A 16,393-nucleotide genomic window follows, 5' to 3' on the forward strand; every position below is an offset into this window, starting at 1 on the left:
TCGTGCACGAGCTCGCGCCTACGGTCTCGTGAACTGGGTGATCTTGCAACCGGCCGAATTCGGTAACGGCGCACCTGGACGAAACTGATCAGCACAGTCCTTGATCGCTCGTGCGGCATCGGCGGTCGATTGCTGAAACGTCGTCTGCCCCGGCAACATCCAAATCGGCGAGTCTGTTGAGTGTGGGTTCTTGCTCTTCTGCGAAACATCGGTCGCCTTGATGCCCAAATCAATCGCGGTGCCATGGTTCGGAACGTTGCCGGTGTTGCTCAGGTTGTTGACACCCATCCGATGGCAGCCGTTGCATTGGTTGTCAGGCACCTCGACCTTGTACGCCTTCCATGAAGCGAAATCAGCGCCGACAAACGAATACGGCTGACCATCGCCGTTAAATGTGACATCGCCCGACCCGGGCAGCTGATTAGGGCCGGTGATCTGTGCGAGATATGGAGATCGGATGATCGGTCCGTTGTCATGGCAACTGACACATGGAAATTTGCTGCCGGCAATTTGTGACGGCGTCATCCAGAAGGCGGGGTTGCCTACGCCCTTGGAGGGCGCCCTGACCTTGCCGCTATGGTTCAAATTGAAGTCCGCCAGCGCCCCTTGGTAAAAGCAGGTCGCACCATTCGCCTTATTGTGCTGGATGATGGCGACATCGCCGTACTGCCCTTGCGACAGCCCCATTTTTCTCGCGTGCGCGACCACATACGCATGATCCGTATTCACGAGAACTCGAAAGCGGCTGCCGCGATCACAGACTCCGTTGAGCACGTTCGGACGATCACAGGCACCATCCGGGTAGATCGCGTTAGCCGGAATCAGATGGTCGGTGGGAACCGTTGTGCCCAAAGGACTATCGACGTCGAAATCGGGGACCGTGGCGCCGATGGCGTCGTCGCACTGTTTTGCATAGGCGGCTAAGGCGTCAATGGGCCCCGTTGAATTCGCCGTGAGTAGCCCCGACCAATTCTCTGCAACCGACGCAGGATAGCTGAGTCCCCCTTCATTATGATCGTCGGCACGATCCGCATCGACGTCATACCGCATATACTGATCACCTTTAAAGAAATAGACGACCGACTTGCCGTCGACCTTGGTCGGCCACGCTATGGCCCCGTCGATTCCATCCACGAACTTGAAATTCGGCCAGTTGCCTGCAATCGGCTTCGGATAGCCGGGGTCGGCCCGATGATGTTTGATGTCAAACCGAATGTATTCATTGTTTCTGAAAAAATAGGCGACCGTCCGCCCATTCCGCGGCACAGGCCATACAAGTACCGCATCGATCCGGTCCGTCCAGATTCCGGGCCATTTCATCGAGATCGGTTGAGGATACGGCCTTCCCGCGCCATCCGCCGCATCAGCGCGATCCGCTGCCACGTCGTATCGCATGAACTGGTTGCCCTTAAAAAAATAGGCGACGGTCTTGATCTCCGCTCCTCCCGGAGGGGGTGCAGGCCAGAACACCGCGGCATCGATCGTCTCCGCGAAGAGTCCAGGCCAGCTCTCTCGAATAGAACGAGGATACGAATTGCCGCTTCCATCGTCACTGTCGGCTCTATCGTGGGCGATGTCGTATCGGGCATACGCTCCTCCGTGGAAGAAGTATATCTTGCCGTTGTTCCATGCCACTGGAACCAGTTTGTCTGAACCGGATAACTGAGCCCAGACGTTGTGCGTTGCAGAAAGACTCATGACGACGAACAACCCACAGAGGGTTGCTTCCCATGTACCGAGTGTTTTCCTCATGGCCCGCTCCTTTTTATTTTCCGGTCATCCATCGTGAACATTCCGCTCGAACCCTCACCGTCATGAGAGTCGGCGTTAATCACCGATCACAGGCAAAACTCATTCCCATTTCAAACCTTCCCAGCGACACAGTACTCAGTCAGCATGTGATGGATGGCTCAAAATCCTGCACCCCACTATATCCCGTGACCTTTCCATCTAGGCGCCAAGCAGATCACTCGCATCCAATCCGATACAACTTGTATCGAAAGAGATACGTATATTTCCTTCGCCAAGCTTATGTGCATTGCCCAGCAGCAAGACTCATTTGCTCTCGATGTATTGAGAGCCATCACGTATCAGCCTACGTATCGCCCTGCTTATACATCCATTTCATGAATTCCTACCTATTCCTGTCGTCGATGCAATCCAGGGAACGGGCTTTCCTCCCACTCACTTCCCAACAGTCGGTGCAATTTCGGCATGATGTTTGCGGAGTACTCGTCGCACGACTGTTCGAGCCAGAATCATCTGGCCTCACTCAACCTATACGAAGGAGGAATCATCATGGGAGACGTATTGCCGAGCCAACTGGCAAATTCGATCATGGGGAAGCTGTACGACGTGTTGACCAATGGAGACGAGACGGTCCCCAAGTCCGAGGACAACTTTTTCACCTGGTGCACTCCCGGCATCCCGTTCGAAGCAGGCGATTTTGAGTTTTTATCTCAGGGCCTGACCGGAGTGGTGAAACAATCCGCCCTGTCGGAACTCGTTACACCGGGTGGTTCCACTCAACCTAGCGGTGAAGGACAACCAGCTCCGACTGCTCCCGCCTTGACTCCAGAGCTCATGGACAAACTCCTCGCGCAAGATGTCGGCAAGCTGTACATGCAGGCCGAGAATTTCTCGCGCCTCGTGGATTTCGTGCCCGACGTGTCGGGCATCGACGATCGGTTTGCGAAACTCAACGTCATGAACAATGAGGGGTCGCTTTCGGATCGGTATGAGTACGCGCTTCGGATGAGTCAGGTGATGCACACGGAGCTTCCCGAGGAGACGAAGAAAAAGATCGAGAAATTCCGAGCACTCTTGAGCATCAAAAAAATCAAGAAGAATCTCATCGACGACAGCGAAACCGAAGTGATCGAGTCCAGCCCCCTGGTGGTGGCGTACAACGAGAAGCTTAAAGCATACGAGGATGCAGCCTTGGAATATAACGCCCGTCGGATCGATGCTCTTGCAGGGGATAATCCAAAGGCGGTCCACTATTGGGCCGTGAACGCCAACACACTGCGCAATCGGGTCAAAGCCGCCATGAGCGATTGGGTCACGAACGGCTACAAGAACGATTATGAAGCCATTGCCGCGTTTATTGACCAGGTGATGCAACGCGACATGACCTTGCTGAAAGCAGAATACCGGGATGCCTTGGAGAAGGCCAAACTGACCGGGTTGGCGTCCGGATCGGACTTTTACTACACATCGGTCGTCCCGGGAAACTTCGTAAAAGCCTCAGGATGGACTCAGTTCTCCTTCGGCTCCACGGATATCTCCCGTTATTCCTCATCGTCCCACAGCAAGTGGTCGGCCGGTGGAGGCTTCAGCATCGGGCTCTTTTCGATCGGCGGGAGTGGGGGAGGCAGCAAGAGCCACTACCAAGGCGGATTCGACAACTCGAGTTTCCGATTGTCCTTCGCCATCACTCAGGTCCCGATCGTTCGTCCATGGCTCAAGTCGGCGTTTCTCTCCAGCAAGGCCTGGCGCTTCGATCAGAACAATCCTGAAGCCAAAAGCCAGATGATCAGCGATGGTGGAAAGCCGCCGAAGGGAATGATCCCGGCGTACCCGACCGCCATGATCTGCGTCAAAGACCTGGAACTCAGCATGAGCAATTCCAGTGGCATGCATGAGTTCACCAAGAGCAGCATCGGCGGCGGGGGATTCGTCGGATACGGACCATTCGCAATCGGTGGCAGCTACCAGAAGGGGAAGACGGCGGGCAAATCGAATTATCACTGGGACGGGCAAACGATGAAGGTGGAGGGAATGCAAGTCATCGGATTCAAGTGCCATGTCCTCCCGAAGTGTCCGGATCCGCTCCAAACCATCACTCAATGGGTGTAGGAGCCGCTCGTCGAGCAACTTGCGCAACCTTAGATGGACGGCCCACCACGCACGAGCGCGTGGTGGGCCCAATTGGAGGGCCCCATGGATCCGATCGTTTCACTGGCCTTGATGACAAAAGCCAAGTTGATGTTCCAAGGAGAGGACACCTACCTCGCCTTCCCCAGTTCAAGCCTCTCCTACAAGAAAGAGGATTTGACCTTCATGACGGGCACATGGACGGCTGAGCGCCTGCTCAAGCTCGCCGAATTTTCACGTATCATGGATTCCATTCCAAGCGGCATCGCACTGGATCTCACGCGTCCGGACACCCTTTCAACCATCTATCAGGGAGTGCTCCGCGGCACAACGAGTGGGATCAAATTCGCTGTGGCCACACGGGTGCGCACGTCGGACGAAGAAGCGGCCTATCAGAAAGCGTTTCAGTTTCTCTACACCGTCGCACCGGACGGCTCTTGGGCCGACTCCCTGTCGGCCATCGCGTACAAGCAATATCGAGACGCTTGGTTTGCCGCACAAGAAGCGTATAAAAACAAAGAAATCGAAGCCACTTATACGACGGACGCCGCCATGAAAGAGCGGTGGAAGACTCTCGAGGAACCCATTCTGAGAAGCAAGGTTGCCGAATTAGAGCATGACTGGGTCAGTAAAGGTCACCGCCATGAATACGATGGCGCCAGACGCACCTATGAACAATTCGTCGGTAGTTCCCCGGCTATCATCTGGGACGAATGGACCAAGCAATGCATACCTAGTTTGGATAAACTTACTGATGCCGTATCGGCACAAGAATTTTTCCCCTGCGGATTCGCTCCATCGAACGTTCTCGACTCTCCTGTGTGGACGACCTTGACGCTGACCGAAAGCGAGGTGGAAGGACTCGCCCACGCTGCGCCTCACGAAATCCGACAACTGCTGGGCGCCGATCAAATGGATTTGGACATTCAATCGCTCTCACTCGAAATCAGCTCAGCCGTGATCACTCGCGCCTGGTTCGCTCCCGAAGTGTTTAGGGCACGGTTCTGGAAATTCCACGATGCCGGGAAAGTCCTCTCAAATGGACAAGTCCCGGCTTCCGGCGACTGTCCTGCCTATGCCGTAGCCGTCGTGTTCGCACGGAATCTTGTGATTACACTCAAACCGCAATCATCCAAAAATCAGCAAGCCATGACCATTCTAAAGACTTCTCCGGCACTTTCTTTCGCGACGTTTAAGCTGGCTGCATCGCCGACCGCGCCTTCGCCTGGCCATACCGTCATGCTCAAGAGCGCCGTTCAAGCACCTCCCCTCATGATGCTGAAGAAACCTGGCACTACCTCCATGGCCACGGGAACGCTTGAGAAGACGCAACCGGCGAGATCGGCTCAATTTTCAAGAATGACCATGGATGCCGAGCCGGATCCATTGCCAGCCGGCGCTGCCACACGTCGAGGCGTCGCCCTTCAACGGATGCGCGGGAAAGACTTCCATATATTGCCGGTAGAATCCGTCACACTACCGCCGCCGCCACCTCCGACACCGGAGGTGCAGATGCCGTTTGCCAAAGACGAAGTATGGATTTTGGGAGTCGTCTGCAGACGTCTCCCGTTATGTCCTAATCCTGATCCGACTCTCCGATGGGAGTAGCAGGACGGCTCATAGGAGGACGTGACGGTGCTGGCAGGTCCTCAGCCACAATCATCGGTTTTCTTGGCCGGGTCCGAGCCTCGTGCTAGCATTTCCCTCCGATGGCTCTGTCGACCAGCGTGCATGATCTCCGCACCCTGATCCGCTCATCCCATCCTCTCGTCGTGATCGAAACGGTGGAGGAGGAGCGGGTTTTGGCGCTCCTGCAATCCGTGACGGCACAGGAGCGCATGCCGCTCTTCGAGTGGTCTATCACCAGGGGACTCACCCGCGCCGACGAGGGATCAACCCTGAGCAAAATGACCGCGACCCCCCTGGCAGTCCTTCAGCATCTCCATGGGTTGACCGTCGAGGCGGTGTTTTGGCTCAAGGACCTTGGACCCCATCTGCAAGATCCCGCAGTGTGCCGACAACTTCGGGAGGTCGCTGCGATCTACAGCCGATCCCGGGCCACCTGCATCCTCACCGGCCATCCGATCGCCCTTCCGCCGGAGCTCGACAAACTCGCCGTAAGGCTTGAGCTGAAACTACCGGATCAGGACGAGCTCCGGTCGATGCTGCGTGGATTACTCCAATCGTTGCGACCTCGAACGATCTCCCGTCCCCGGTCCACGACGCTTGTGCAAAGCATGCTCGCTTCGATGAATGAGACCCCATCGGCCCAAAAGGGTCCCTCGGTCCAGGCATGCGACGCAATCCTTCGCGCGCTACAGGGCTTGACGCTCCATCAAGCCCGTCAGGTCATCGCTCAATGTCTCGTGGAACGCGGCACCCTCTCCCCCGACGACGTACAGACGATTTTGAAGCGCAAAGTGCAGGCGCTCAAGGAAGGCGGCCTCCTGGAGTACTACCCCTTAGAGGACAATCGCTTTGAGTTGGGCGGCTTCACCAATCTGAAGTCCTGGTTGGAACGCGCCCAAGTGGGATTTACCGCCGAAGCCAAATCGCTCAATCTTGCCCCGCCTCGCGGCATCATGTTGGTGGGCGTGCCGGGCTGCGGCAAGTCACTGGCCGCAAAGGCCATCGCTCGGGAATGGAGACTCCCTCTCCTGAAGCTCGATGCCGGCCGGCTCTTCGACAAGTTCGTCGGCGAATCGGAAAAGAATTTCCGCAAGGCGATCGAGACGGCGGAGTCCTTGTCACCCATCGTCCTCTGGATCGATGAAATCGAGAAAGCGATGGTCGCCGGCGGGGGAAGCGGCGAGGCGGACGCGGGGTTGAGCCGCAGACTCTTTGGGGCCTTTCTCACCTGGCTGCAGGAAAAACAACAGGACGTGTTCGTGGTGGCCACCGCCAACGATCTGTCGTCGTTGCCGCCCGAACTCCTCCGCAAAGGACGATTCGACGAAATCTTTTTTGTCGATTTGCCGGACGATATCGAACGGGAATCCATCTGGAAGATTCACTTGGGCCTTCGGAAACAAGACAGCAAACAGTTCGACCTCGGCAAGATCGTCAGCGCGAGCGACGGCTTCAGCGGTGCGGAGATCGAACAGGCGGTGGTGGCGGCCCTCTACCGGGCGCTGCACCAAAAAGTTTCCCTCACGACCGACCTGATCATCGAAGAATTGACCCAGACGGTGCCGCTCTCCGTCACTCGGCGGGAAGACATCGATGCACTTCGACAGACAGCCGATGGTCGATTTGTGAACGTGCGGTAACCTCCGATGCCATTTCCCATAATCATGGCCCTTCTTGTGACGGCGAGTTTCGCTGGTTGCACCACGCCGGCCAAGAAACTGAACAGGGTGCCCGTTACACCGTCACCGGCGGCTGATACGGCCGCGCTACGCGACTCCCCCGTATTACCGGGACCTTCTCCTTCATCGGTCACCGTTGAGCAGTCGACTTCCTTCATGACATCTCTTCCCAGCCGATCGGCAATCGTCGAGTCGGCGGCAAAACTGATCGGCGCGCGGACTATTACAAGTCAGGGGAAACGTATCGCTTACGATTGTGCGGGAGTGACTCGCGCCATCTTCCTGGAACACGGCATCGATGTATATCGTGGGGCGTTCCATGACCCGAAGGGGAACGGAGTCCGGCTCATCCACAACTACGTGCGTCGGCACGGCACCGTTCATCAAGGACCGAACGTCGGTCCGGGTGATCTCGTATTTTTTGACAACACGTGGGACTTCAACGGCGACGGCAAATTGAACGATCCACTGACCCACGTGGGAGTCGTCGAGCGGCTGGAACCGGATGGTACCGTCATCTTCATCAGTCGCGTCGCCCATGCCGTCGAGCGGTACCGTATGAACTTGACCCAGCCTCATGTCCATAAAACGGCACAAGGCCGGGTGCTCAACGACTACATACGACGGAAACTTTCGACCGACCCTGGCCGCACGGCCCGTTTGACCGGTGAGCTATTTTCCTTCTATGGGAACTTGCTCGATCCTCAACAACACGTTTCCACAAAGGAAACCTTGGCAGAACCCTCGGACCTGGAGCGGACTTCCCTTTCCTTGTCCTCAGGGGTATCCGAACAATGACGCAGACTTTCCGTACGGAACCGAGCTATTCAATTCAATGCAGGGAGATGACCATGGCGCGTGATTCTTACCAACGCAATGACACCGGTTGCCGCTACAGAACCAACACCAGGTGTCCGATAAGGGCATATCGTGAGATTGACTAATGAAGGCCCCCAAATCCCCATTTTCCTATTGACCTGGTAGAATTACCCTATGGCTATCTCATCGAGACAGACGCACGTTCGAGAAACCAATCCATTGAGAAGAACCTTGACGGATGTCCGGCACGGACTCTTGGGCTTGCACAAGGCCCTGATCGTCGCTGAACAGCTGACGTACGAGCGGATTTACGGTCGAGTGGATTCCACGGGCCAACTCTTACAGTTGGTGATGAACGACCCCTGGTTTACCTGGCTGCATCCCCTTTCCAACATGGTCGTCCGCATCGACGAAATGCTCGATGGCCACGACCAATTGACCGTCGACGACGTGGCGATGCTGTTGACCGAGATCCGAGCGCTCATTCGTCCCTCAGAACTGGGCGATGGGTATGAGCGGAGCTATTATGAAGCCCTGCAGCGAGCCCCGGACGTCGTGCTGGCCCACTGCGAGATGAAAAAGCTGCTGACGTTGCCCTCGGTGTAGCGCCTTCCAGTTCAGACTTGTGACGAAGAAAAGCCGTCGGCCCCTCCGGGCCGACGGCTTTGTCGCTTCGATAAGAAACCCTGCCAGGTCGCCATCGCTCGATAGAACGGGGGTCGTCACGAAGAACGTTGTCCGAAGACGCCCGGGCTCGATTCCTTGTATGATGTGGCGGGACGAAGCCCGGCTGAATCAGCCCTACGAGCGAGATATCGATGCCTCCCTCCACCTCGTGCTCCATGCTTCCATGGCTGATCCTGGTCTCTCTAGGCTCAAGTCCTGCACTCGCGCAGGTTCGCCAGGTCGATGTCCTCGTTACAGTCGTAAAGGATCGCGTCGTTGCGCTGCCAGGAAGCGGGAGCCCGGTTGAGGAGCCATTGGGAGTCGATGAAACGATCGTCACGACGACGGCTCAGGGACCGGCCGGCTTTGCCCAGACCTCCCGCCGACTGTTGGGTTTTTCGTCCGGCTTACGCCGATGGACGGAAGTGCCGTTGGGGATCGAGGAACATGTCGAACGGCACCACGTGTTGCCGCGGCTCCTGATGGTTCAAACGAACCGGCGAGTCCATGGGTTTCAGGAAAGTCGCGGCCATTGGTTCAGCGATGCGTTGGGGCCGAATGAATCCGTCAAACAACTGCAGGGGCACGGCCATGTGATCGTCGTGGTCACCTCGGAACGAGCCTTGGCGTTTTCCGCGTTCACCGGGGGTTTCTTTGCCGTGCGCTGGTCGGCCCAGGAACAGATGCAATCCATCGACCAGACCAACGACGTGACCGTGATCCGCACCTCAGCGCGTCAACTGGCCTTTCGCTCGCACGCAGGCGGGTGGACGGAATTGAAGTAGAACCGATTCGATGTCACGAATCACGCGACCCCCCTCGCCGCCACAAATATCCGGCAAAAAGAGTCGCCCCGAGCACAGACGCCATGAGCAGAGAAACAGCCGACCGCGAACAGTCCTGCCCAGGGAACCGTATACCCGTGGTAGATGACTGAGACCGGCTGATCGGTCATCGAGCTGAAGTGCGAAAGCCAGCCGAGTCCCAATCCAAGCACTCCGACAATCATCCAGAACCGCGGTCCAACGAGGCCTGCACGATAGAGCCGCACACCAGCCCCATCCCGCCGAGGATGACGGTTGCCACGACGAGAAATCCCACCGACTGTTCATCAATCGACCAGTGAAAATCCCCGCGGAAGACATGATCGAGCAGATGCAGCACGTTCAGAAAAGCAATGACCGCCAGTAGTCGGATGAGACGCTGATCCGGCATCGAGTGAGTCCAGTTCTCAACAATGGCCGTTATTCATGACGGAAGGATTGGACTTTGCCGAAACCTCACGGCTCAAACAGAAATCGGCCATTGCAACACATTCAACACCAAACGGCAAATACCCTGCATAGCCCAAAAATGGCATCTCAAACAGCTCGAACCGATGCACAAACGGGATGGCGTACTCCCAATGGGCCAGACTCTTCCAATTCCAAAGTTCCCAAAACACTCCGCAGATCAGCCCCGCCAATGCCGGAATCCATACACGCCGCCAATCGCCACGGGCATGTGCCGACAGAACGGTCGGCCTCCCGGCCAACTCCTGCAGCGAAACCACCAGCAACAGAGGTCCTACCCAGACCAGTGGGAAGAGATAATTGGGCCACAGTCCAATGCCGAAGAGTCCACAACAGGACAACACCAATAGGAACCAGCCTGTCCACTTCTTTTGTAAGAGCCGAACGGGTTTGAACCGATGCAGGCCGGCACCGATGGCAGGACACGAAGTCAGCAACTCGGCTGTGCCGATGACGGCCGGCAGCACCGTGGAAAATGGAATCGTGGCTTTCAGGAAATACTCGATGGACGATAGCTCAGCCACTCCAACGTAATGCCAGTTCTGCACGAAGCGATTCAGATACTCGAACAGCCACCAGAAGGCGGCGCTCAGCGGAAACAGCGATAGGAAGTAGCGGGGGCGATGGAGCATCATGCATCGGCCGATACGGGCGAACGTGAAGGCATTCACAATCGTGATGTAGCCGAGCCACAGCGGCGTGAACGTCTGTTCCTGCACTGGCGCCAACAAGGGCAACCGAGTCCAGGCCACCACCCACCACAGGCCGGTCCATCCGATTCCGACCCAGCCCCACCAGGGGAACGATGAACGACGGTGCTGAGCGTTGAGTGCCGAGTGCTGAGTTGATGAAAATGATGGGCGAAGATTTGCATTTACCACACGCAGAAGCATCGGTCCAACTGTCAGCACGATCAAAAGTGACAACGCGAGGAACACCGGCCAGGAGAAGGGCTCATGCTGTACATACCTGGTGCGGGGAGGAAATTCGAGGTAGCGCCAGAGCGGCTCACCGGCCCACAGCACGCCGAGAAGCGGAAATCCGACGACCAGCGCAAGGAAGGCGCTGATGAGACCAGCCCGGCTCATCTCTTGCGCCTTACAGTCTCCCCTCATCCAATTCGATCACATCCGCCCATGTCGTAACAGGAGGTAATGAACTGGCGGACATACCTCTCTTAGCCGCAATCTCATGTAGACGACCTTGGAACCGCTGGCGAGCCGCCTCATCTTTCGGACCGGAAGCAAGCAGCCCTTGCGACCATTGCGCGATCTCATCGTCAGAAGTCCTGCGGCCGTTGGCCTTCACCCAGGCAAGCAGTTCCTCATCCGTCCCCCCGGCCAAGACCCGCTGTTCGAACGATGTCGCGTTGATACCGAGGAAGTCAATCAAGTACTTATCGAACCCAACCGTCATGTAGTTGTAGTCCTGGATCTGCCCGGCATGGCGCAAACGAATCTTGTCGATAAACCGCCCAAGATGCGCGATATCACCGAGAAGAGCTTTGGGACTTCGGGGAAATTTAGACATTGTAATCAATACTCCATTCTTTCCTCCCGCTCGCGCACCTTCTCCTCAAGGCCGATCCTTCCTCATAAACGACCCCCCTTATCATTTTATAAAGACAAGCAAGCGAAGCGCTTCCTCGATCACTGCTTCTAGATCGAAAGCCCATCGCCTTCATCGCCTCCGCATCATTCCCTGGATCGGAAACCACCGTGCTTGCGAAATACTACGCACGCACATGAGCGGAAGCAAGCACGCTAGAAACCAGCTTGCATATCCGAAAAGCGAGTGAGACGGCGGACCAGGGCATTAAGTTTTTCTCGACCTGGCCGATACAGCCAGTAGCACGGAGGCACGTATGCGGCTACGGAGTAGCCCAAGAAAGTATGTGCGGTATTCCGCCAGCGTCCAGACCGACAACGGCGTTGCAGAAGGGATCCTCTTCGATTTTTCCGCGACAGGTTGCCGCATGCAAAGCAACGCCGCTCTGACTCGCGGAAGCTACCTTGCCCTGCACTTCGCCGCGCCTGAAGCAGAGTCTCCGCTCGCCGTTGAGGTCTCGGTCGTGCGCTGGCACAAAGACAATCAGTTCGGCATTGAGTTTCTGCGATACGCCCAGGGCGATCGCGATCGAATTACGGATTTGGTTGAAGGTCCAAAAGTCACTATTCTTTCCAATGATGTCGAGGAAGAAGAGCTGGTGCTCAGCGCTGCTTTCGCATAAGCTTCCTTCACCCGCAACACCTCGTTGACAGCACCTCACTCCAGTTGTTCCAGGGTTGGAAAGATTTTGGATCAACTTGCTCGAATAGACCTCCGGCTAACCCTCTCCTCTCAAAGCCAATTTGCAGTAATCTGGAACCATCGGATGGCGAGCTTTCCCTACACGGGTTTATGGAGCTTCAAGTCATAGCCTCCCTTCACAACTGCGCCGAAAGACCCGTCCGGCTTTTGCTCGAGGTACTCGATCTGGATCTTCCCAAAATTCAATGATGCCTGATCCGTCGGAAGAATATCCGACCCGGCAGTACCAGCCTGCTGATAGGAGGACACCAGACAATCGCTGAACGTAATTTTGTAGTACTCCTGCCGTCCCTCTCCCGTCTTTCTGGCAACGAGTATGGCGTCTTTGACGTGTTGACCGGTCGCACAGGCTTGAAAGAGCCGCGGAGAGGCCTTGCTGATCTTCGTGGTGAAATGAAAATCTTGCGCGGAGAACTTGCCCCCGCCCCCTCCGCCGGCGAAATGCTCGCCCCCTGTTTGCGTGCCCCCAAATGACCACGAGTCCAGGGGGATGTCCCCTCTGTGTTTCAGATCATTGCTCTCGCCCTCGATCCCGTCGATCTTGAGGAAGTAATCCACAGCCGCCATGAGATAGCCCTCCTATGAACTCCTGAATATGTAAGACGGCAGACAGGCTACGTTCTTGGACGGAACGCTGTCAATGAGGCAGGTTGTGGCCGTTGAAAATGATGGTTTTGGGAGGCTTTTACACTATAGATTCAGAATCTGTTCACTAAAATGATTCCCGACCCCTTTCTTATTTCCCTTTAGCAAATCCCGTTGTCGCTCATCCTCAATGGCGAATGCTACAAAAATGACTTTCTTGTCTGCCATGTTTCCTCCAACCTTGAGAACACTGCTTACGGAAGTTACAGGCTCTGATTACCAATCAGGTAAATGGACTGGTAGCGACTCAAGAATCGCTCTTATTACGCCCGTATATATAGTAATTTGGCTCCCGTCGCAATGATCCCCGTCAGGGCAAGACAAATGGTTTAGCTTAAATTTCAGTCTCAGTTCCACTTTCGCTCTCCAAGCTACACGTTTAACCCAGGTGAACAAGTGCGCATGTCAGAGCTGTCTTGCTAAGTATCGGAGAAATCAATATGATTTCGGGCGACTCTATAGTAGATAGACAAAATTCTTCGAGCCTTTTAACGCCATGAAAATACCGGTCTTCTTGTCCAGCCCCACCTCGCTCAGTCCTGCACAGGATGCGAAGCGAAGTATGGTTCTTCGTGAACTATCTCGGCACAATCTCGAACCGCGTGCACTGGGGAGGTCAGACTACCCAACTGAACTACCCTTGCGTGAAGTGTTCTTACTTGCAAAACACTGCTCAGGCGGCGTGATTCTCGGATTTGAACAGTTTTCTGCACCAGCAGGCATATGGAAGCGGGGCTCGTCTGAGCAGCGCAAGCAGACAACATCGGTCTACTTCCCGACAGCATGGAATCATCTTGAGGCAGGGCTTCTCTATAGCCTCGGCTTACCCCTGCTAGTCTTCGCAGAGGATGGAATTTCAGGCGGCGTCTTCGACCCGGGTGTTTCCGATGTGTTCGTTCACAAAATGCCGACGCAGAGCATGGGCTCCGGTTCCAAGAAGGCACTGCAGGCTGTGTTCCAGAAGTGGCAGGCGAGCGTTCGAACCCACTATTATAGGTAGTGCACCAGAATACCAGGCTTTGCCACGGGCATGGGGTTCCGTGAGCATTTTAAAAGGCCGGATACCTTTATTCACCTCGACTGGGAAAGTGTGCAGAGAACGCAGTTAGAAGTCGTCAGGTGGTTCCAATCGTCCGCTGAAGATCCTTATCGATCCTTACGGCCATTTTATGCTCTTCGGAAATCGCCCAGACGATCACAGACGTGATGACCCCATCGCGTCCCATTCTTCCTGGGTCATCATCCGTCTCGGCTTCAAAGCGCCGGTGGCATAGGCCAGCTGGAGCGCCTCTTCCAACCAAGCTATCCGCTGCGTCGGCGTCGCCATCAACGTAGCCGAAAGCAGACTTTGATCACTGGCGTCCCACTGCTTTGGTTGCGTCTCTCCTGAAGCAACTTTATGTTCCTCTGCCATGTCAACGATCTCGCTTTCGTCTACGAACTGCCTCTAGCTCAACAATGTCTGCCAAATCCTGCGGCCTGCCGGCGTGCCGTTTCAATGTAATGAGGTCATCAAGAGATGCAACTCTGACAGATGTGCTACCTACCAAGACTTCCTGGGATCGAGCCCAGAGTACTTAAAACGGAACTTCTGGTTTTAGCAACAAATCAACTACACGCATGGGATTCGCCGGATCGACGAGCGAAAAGGCGCGCAGGTGCTTTTCCTGAAGCCACTCTTCACGGACCGCTGGATCAGTAAACATTTCCGCCGATACGGGAACTTGCGGCCGAAACCCGTTTCCGACAAGCGTCCGAATCGATTTGAGGACTTCTTGTGGTGCAAGATCGACGACCAGATCGACATCAGCCGTCAATCGAGCATACCTATGCAACAGGGTAGCCCACAACCACATACCGCACACCCGCTGCATTCAGGATTTTGAATATGGGTTCGTAGATGGGCACTCGGCTATTCTAGCGGATACGCATAGAAATACCAGCTGTTCGGATATCGGGAGGAGTAGTACTGCAAGTTGGAGCGTTTACACGGACTACTCAGCGATTATGATCGACCGTTCTTCGCCGACTTGCCGGCTAGCAGATACTGATTGATCCCCGCCGCCATTTTTCGCCCTTCGGCGATGGCCCAGACGATGAGGGAGGCGCCGCGTTTGGTGTCGCCGCCCGCGAAGACGCCGTCGAGGTTGGTCATGAAGTGCTCATCAACCGCCACGGCCCCGCGCGCGTCATACTTCACGCCGAGGCTGTCGAGCAGACCACTCTTGACGGGACCGGTGAAGCCCATGGCCAGCAAGACCAAATCGGCATTCATTTCAAACTCAGTGTTGGGAACAGGAACGAACTTGCCGTTTTCAAACTGTACGCGATGGGCATGCAGTTTGGTCACATGGCCGTCGTGGCCGGAGAATTTGGTCGTGGACACACTCCACTGCCGGTCACAACCCTCTTCATGGGCGTGCGACGTACGAAGTTGCATCGGCCAGAGCGGCCAGGGCGTGGACTCGGCCCGTTGCGGCGGCGGTTCCGGCAGCAATTCAAATTGGTGCGCCTCGACACAGCCTTGGCGGTGCGCGGTGCCGAGACAGTCCGATCCCGTGTCGCCGCCGCCGATGATGACCACGCGCTTCCCCTTGGCGGTAATCGGTTCGTCGGTCATGGGAATCCCGGCGGTACGTTTATTCTGTTGGGTGAGGTATTCCATCGCCAGATGCACGCCCTTCAGATCCCGTCCGGGAATCGGCAGCTCGCGTGCCTGCTCGGCGCCCATGGTCAATCCCACGGCATCGAACTGTCGGCGTAACTCTTCGCCGGTCACGTCCTTGCCGACGGCGACACCGGGTTGGAATTTCACCCCCTCGGCTTTCATCTGTTCGAGGCGGCGGTCGATGACCCACTTTTCCATCTTGAAGTCGGGAATGCCATAGCGGAGCAAGCCACCGATCCGATCGGATTTTTCGAAGACCGTTACCTCGTGACCGGCTCGAGCCAGTTGCTGTGCCGCGGCCAATCCAGCCGGACCGGACCCGACGATTGCCACGGTCTTGCCGGTTTTCACGACCGGTAAAATCGGCGTGACAAAACCTTCGTTGAACCCGCGGTCGACGATGTTCCACTCGATGATGCGGATGGACACCGGATCTTCGTTGATCCCCAGCACGCAGGCCCCTTCGCAGGGCGCCGGGCAGAGGCGGCCGGTGAACTCAGGAAAGTTGTTCGTCGTGTGCAGGGCTTTCAGGGCATCTTTCCACCGGCCGCGATAAACGAGATCGTTCCACTCGGGAATCAAATTCACGACCGGGCAACCGGTGTGGCCTTGGCAAAACGGCACGCCACAGTCCATGCAGCGTGCACCCTGGACCTTCAGCTTGTCCTCGGAGATCGGTTCGTACATCTCCTTCCAATCGAGTACGCGCAGTTCGATCGGCTTGCGCTTCGGGCCCTCGCGGGCGTATTTCAGGAAACCTTTTGGGTCACCCATGCTTACGACTCTCGATTGATGCTGAGGTTAAGGTG

The 16,393-nt window shown here is 56.1% G+C and carries 16 protein-coding genes; 8 read left to right on the forward strand and 8 right to left on the reverse strand.

All coding sequences use genetic code 11. The annotated features are described in order from the left end of the window. Positions 1-18 precede the first annotated feature (18 nt). Complete coding sequence (locus tag A4E19_19510) at positions 19-1,752, reverse strand: hypothetical protein (protein OQW32224.1); 1,734 nt, start codon at positions 1,750-1,752, stop codon at positions 19-21. A 546-nt stretch (positions 1,753-2,298) separates the two neighbouring features. On the opposite strand from A4E19_19510, the gene A4E19_19515 reads away from it, so the two are divergent. The 6 genes from A4E19_19515 to A4E19_19540 all read left to right on the forward strand — a co-directional run bounded on the left by A4E19_19515 (position 2,299) and on the right by A4E19_19540 (position 9,454). Then, entirely contained in the window at positions 2,299-3,858 is a 1,560-nt protein-coding gene (locus A4E19_19515; protein ID OQW32225.1) for a hypothetical protein, read from the forward strand. Positions 3,859-3,942: 84 nt separating this feature from the next. Further along, positions 3,943-5,484 carry a hypothetical protein gene (locus tag A4E19_19520; GenBank protein OQW32226.1) on the forward strand — a complete coding sequence of 514 codons (1,542 nt, stop codon included), beginning with the start codon at positions 3,943-3,945 and terminating at the stop codon, positions 5,482-5,484. Positions 5,485-5,585: 101 nt separating this feature from the next. Further along, positions 5,586-7,145, forward strand: coding sequence for an AAA family ATPase (locus tag A4E19_19525; GenBank protein OQW32227.1), 1,560 nt, complete (start codon positions 5,586-5,588; stop codon positions 7,143-7,145). Positions 7,146-7,340: 195 nt separating this feature from the next. Continuing rightward, complete coding sequence (locus A4E19_19530) at positions 7,341-7,982, forward strand: hypothetical protein (GenBank protein ID OQW32228.1); 642 nt, start codon at positions 7,341-7,343, stop codon at positions 7,980-7,982. Positions 7,983-8,177: 195 nt separating this feature from the next. After that, a complete protein-coding gene (locus tag A4E19_19535) occupies positions 8,178-8,609 on the forward strand; it encodes a hypothetical protein (GenBank protein ID OQW32229.1) in 432 nt (143 codons plus the stop codon). Positions 8,610-8,845: 236 nt separating this feature from the next. Further along, positions 8,846-9,454 (forward strand): hypothetical protein, encoded by a 609-nt coding sequence (locus A4E19_19540; protein ID OQW32230.1) that lies wholly within the window; start codon positions 8,846-8,848, stop codon positions 9,452-9,454. 220 nt (positions 9,455-9,674) lie between these two features. On the opposite strand, the gene A4E19_19545 is transcribed toward A4E19_19540, so the two are convergent. Genes A4E19_19545 through A4E19_19555 form a run of 3 tightly spaced genes read right to left on the reverse strand, consistent with a single transcriptional unit; the run spans position 9,675 to position 11,491 of the window. Next, on the reverse strand, positions 9,675-9,884 hold the full coding sequence (locus A4E19_19545; protein ID OQW32231.1) for a hypothetical protein: 210 nt from the start codon (positions 9,882-9,884) through the stop codon (positions 9,675-9,677). A gap of 16 nt (positions 9,885-9,900) precedes the next feature. Further along, positions 9,901-11,049 carry a hypothetical protein gene (locus A4E19_19550; GenBank protein OQW32232.1) on the reverse strand — a complete coding sequence of 383 codons (1,149 nt, stop codon included), beginning with the start codon at positions 11,047-11,049 and terminating at the stop codon, positions 9,901-9,903. A gap of 10 nt (positions 11,050-11,059) precedes the next feature. Continuing rightward, positions 11,060-11,491, reverse strand: coding sequence for a hypothetical protein (locus A4E19_19555; protein OQW32233.1), 432 nt, complete (start codon positions 11,489-11,491; stop codon positions 11,060-11,062). A gap of 364 nt (positions 11,492-11,855) precedes the next feature. Here A4E19_19555 and A4E19_19560 point away from each other — a divergent pair, with 364 nt between their 5' ends. After that, positions 11,856-12,191 carry a hypothetical protein gene (locus A4E19_19560; protein OQW32234.1) on the forward strand — a complete coding sequence of 112 codons (336 nt, stop codon included), beginning with the start codon at positions 11,856-11,858 and terminating at the stop codon, positions 12,189-12,191. A gap of 158 nt (positions 12,192-12,349) precedes the next feature. Here the strand turns inward: A4E19_19560 and A4E19_19565 are convergent, their stop codons facing one another. Beyond that, entirely contained in the window at positions 12,350-12,838 is a 489-nt protein-coding gene (locus tag A4E19_19565) for a type VI secretion protein (protein ID OQW32235.1), read from the reverse strand. A 640-nt stretch (positions 12,839-13,478) separates the two neighbouring features. Here A4E19_19565 and A4E19_19570 point away from each other — a divergent pair. Further along, entirely contained in the window at positions 13,479-13,916 is a 438-nt protein-coding gene (locus A4E19_19570) for a hypothetical protein (GenBank protein OQW32236.1), read from the forward strand. 195 nt (positions 13,917-14,111) lie between these two features. Here A4E19_19570 and A4E19_19575 read toward each other — a convergent pair whose 3' ends face one another. The 3 genes from A4E19_19575 to gltD all read right to left on the reverse strand — a co-directional run bounded on the left by A4E19_19575 (position 14,112) and on the right by gltD (position 16,358). Further along, on the reverse strand, positions 14,112-14,330 hold the full coding sequence (locus A4E19_19575; GenBank protein ID OQW32237.1) for a hypothetical protein: 219 nt from the start codon (positions 14,328-14,330) through the stop codon (positions 14,112-14,114). 163 nt (positions 14,331-14,493) lie between these two features. Then, positions 14,494-14,772: a hypothetical protein gene (locus tag A4E19_19580; GenBank protein OQW32238.1), complete on the reverse strand. Its 279-nt coding sequence runs from the start codon at positions 14,770-14,772 to the stop codon at positions 14,494-14,496. 149 nt (positions 14,773-14,921) lie between these two features. Continuing rightward, positions 14,922-16,358 carry a glutamate synthase gene (gene gltD / locus A4E19_19585; GenBank protein ID OQW32239.1) on the reverse strand — a complete coding sequence of 479 codons (1,437 nt, stop codon included), beginning with the start codon at positions 16,356-16,358 and terminating at the stop codon, positions 14,922-14,924. Between the last annotated feature and the right edge of the window lie 35 nt (positions 16,359-16,393).

The organism is Nitrospira sp. SG-bin1, assembly GCA_002083365.1.
Lineage (GTDB): Bacteria > Nitrospirota > Nitrospiria > Nitrospirales > Nitrospiraceae > Nitrospira_D.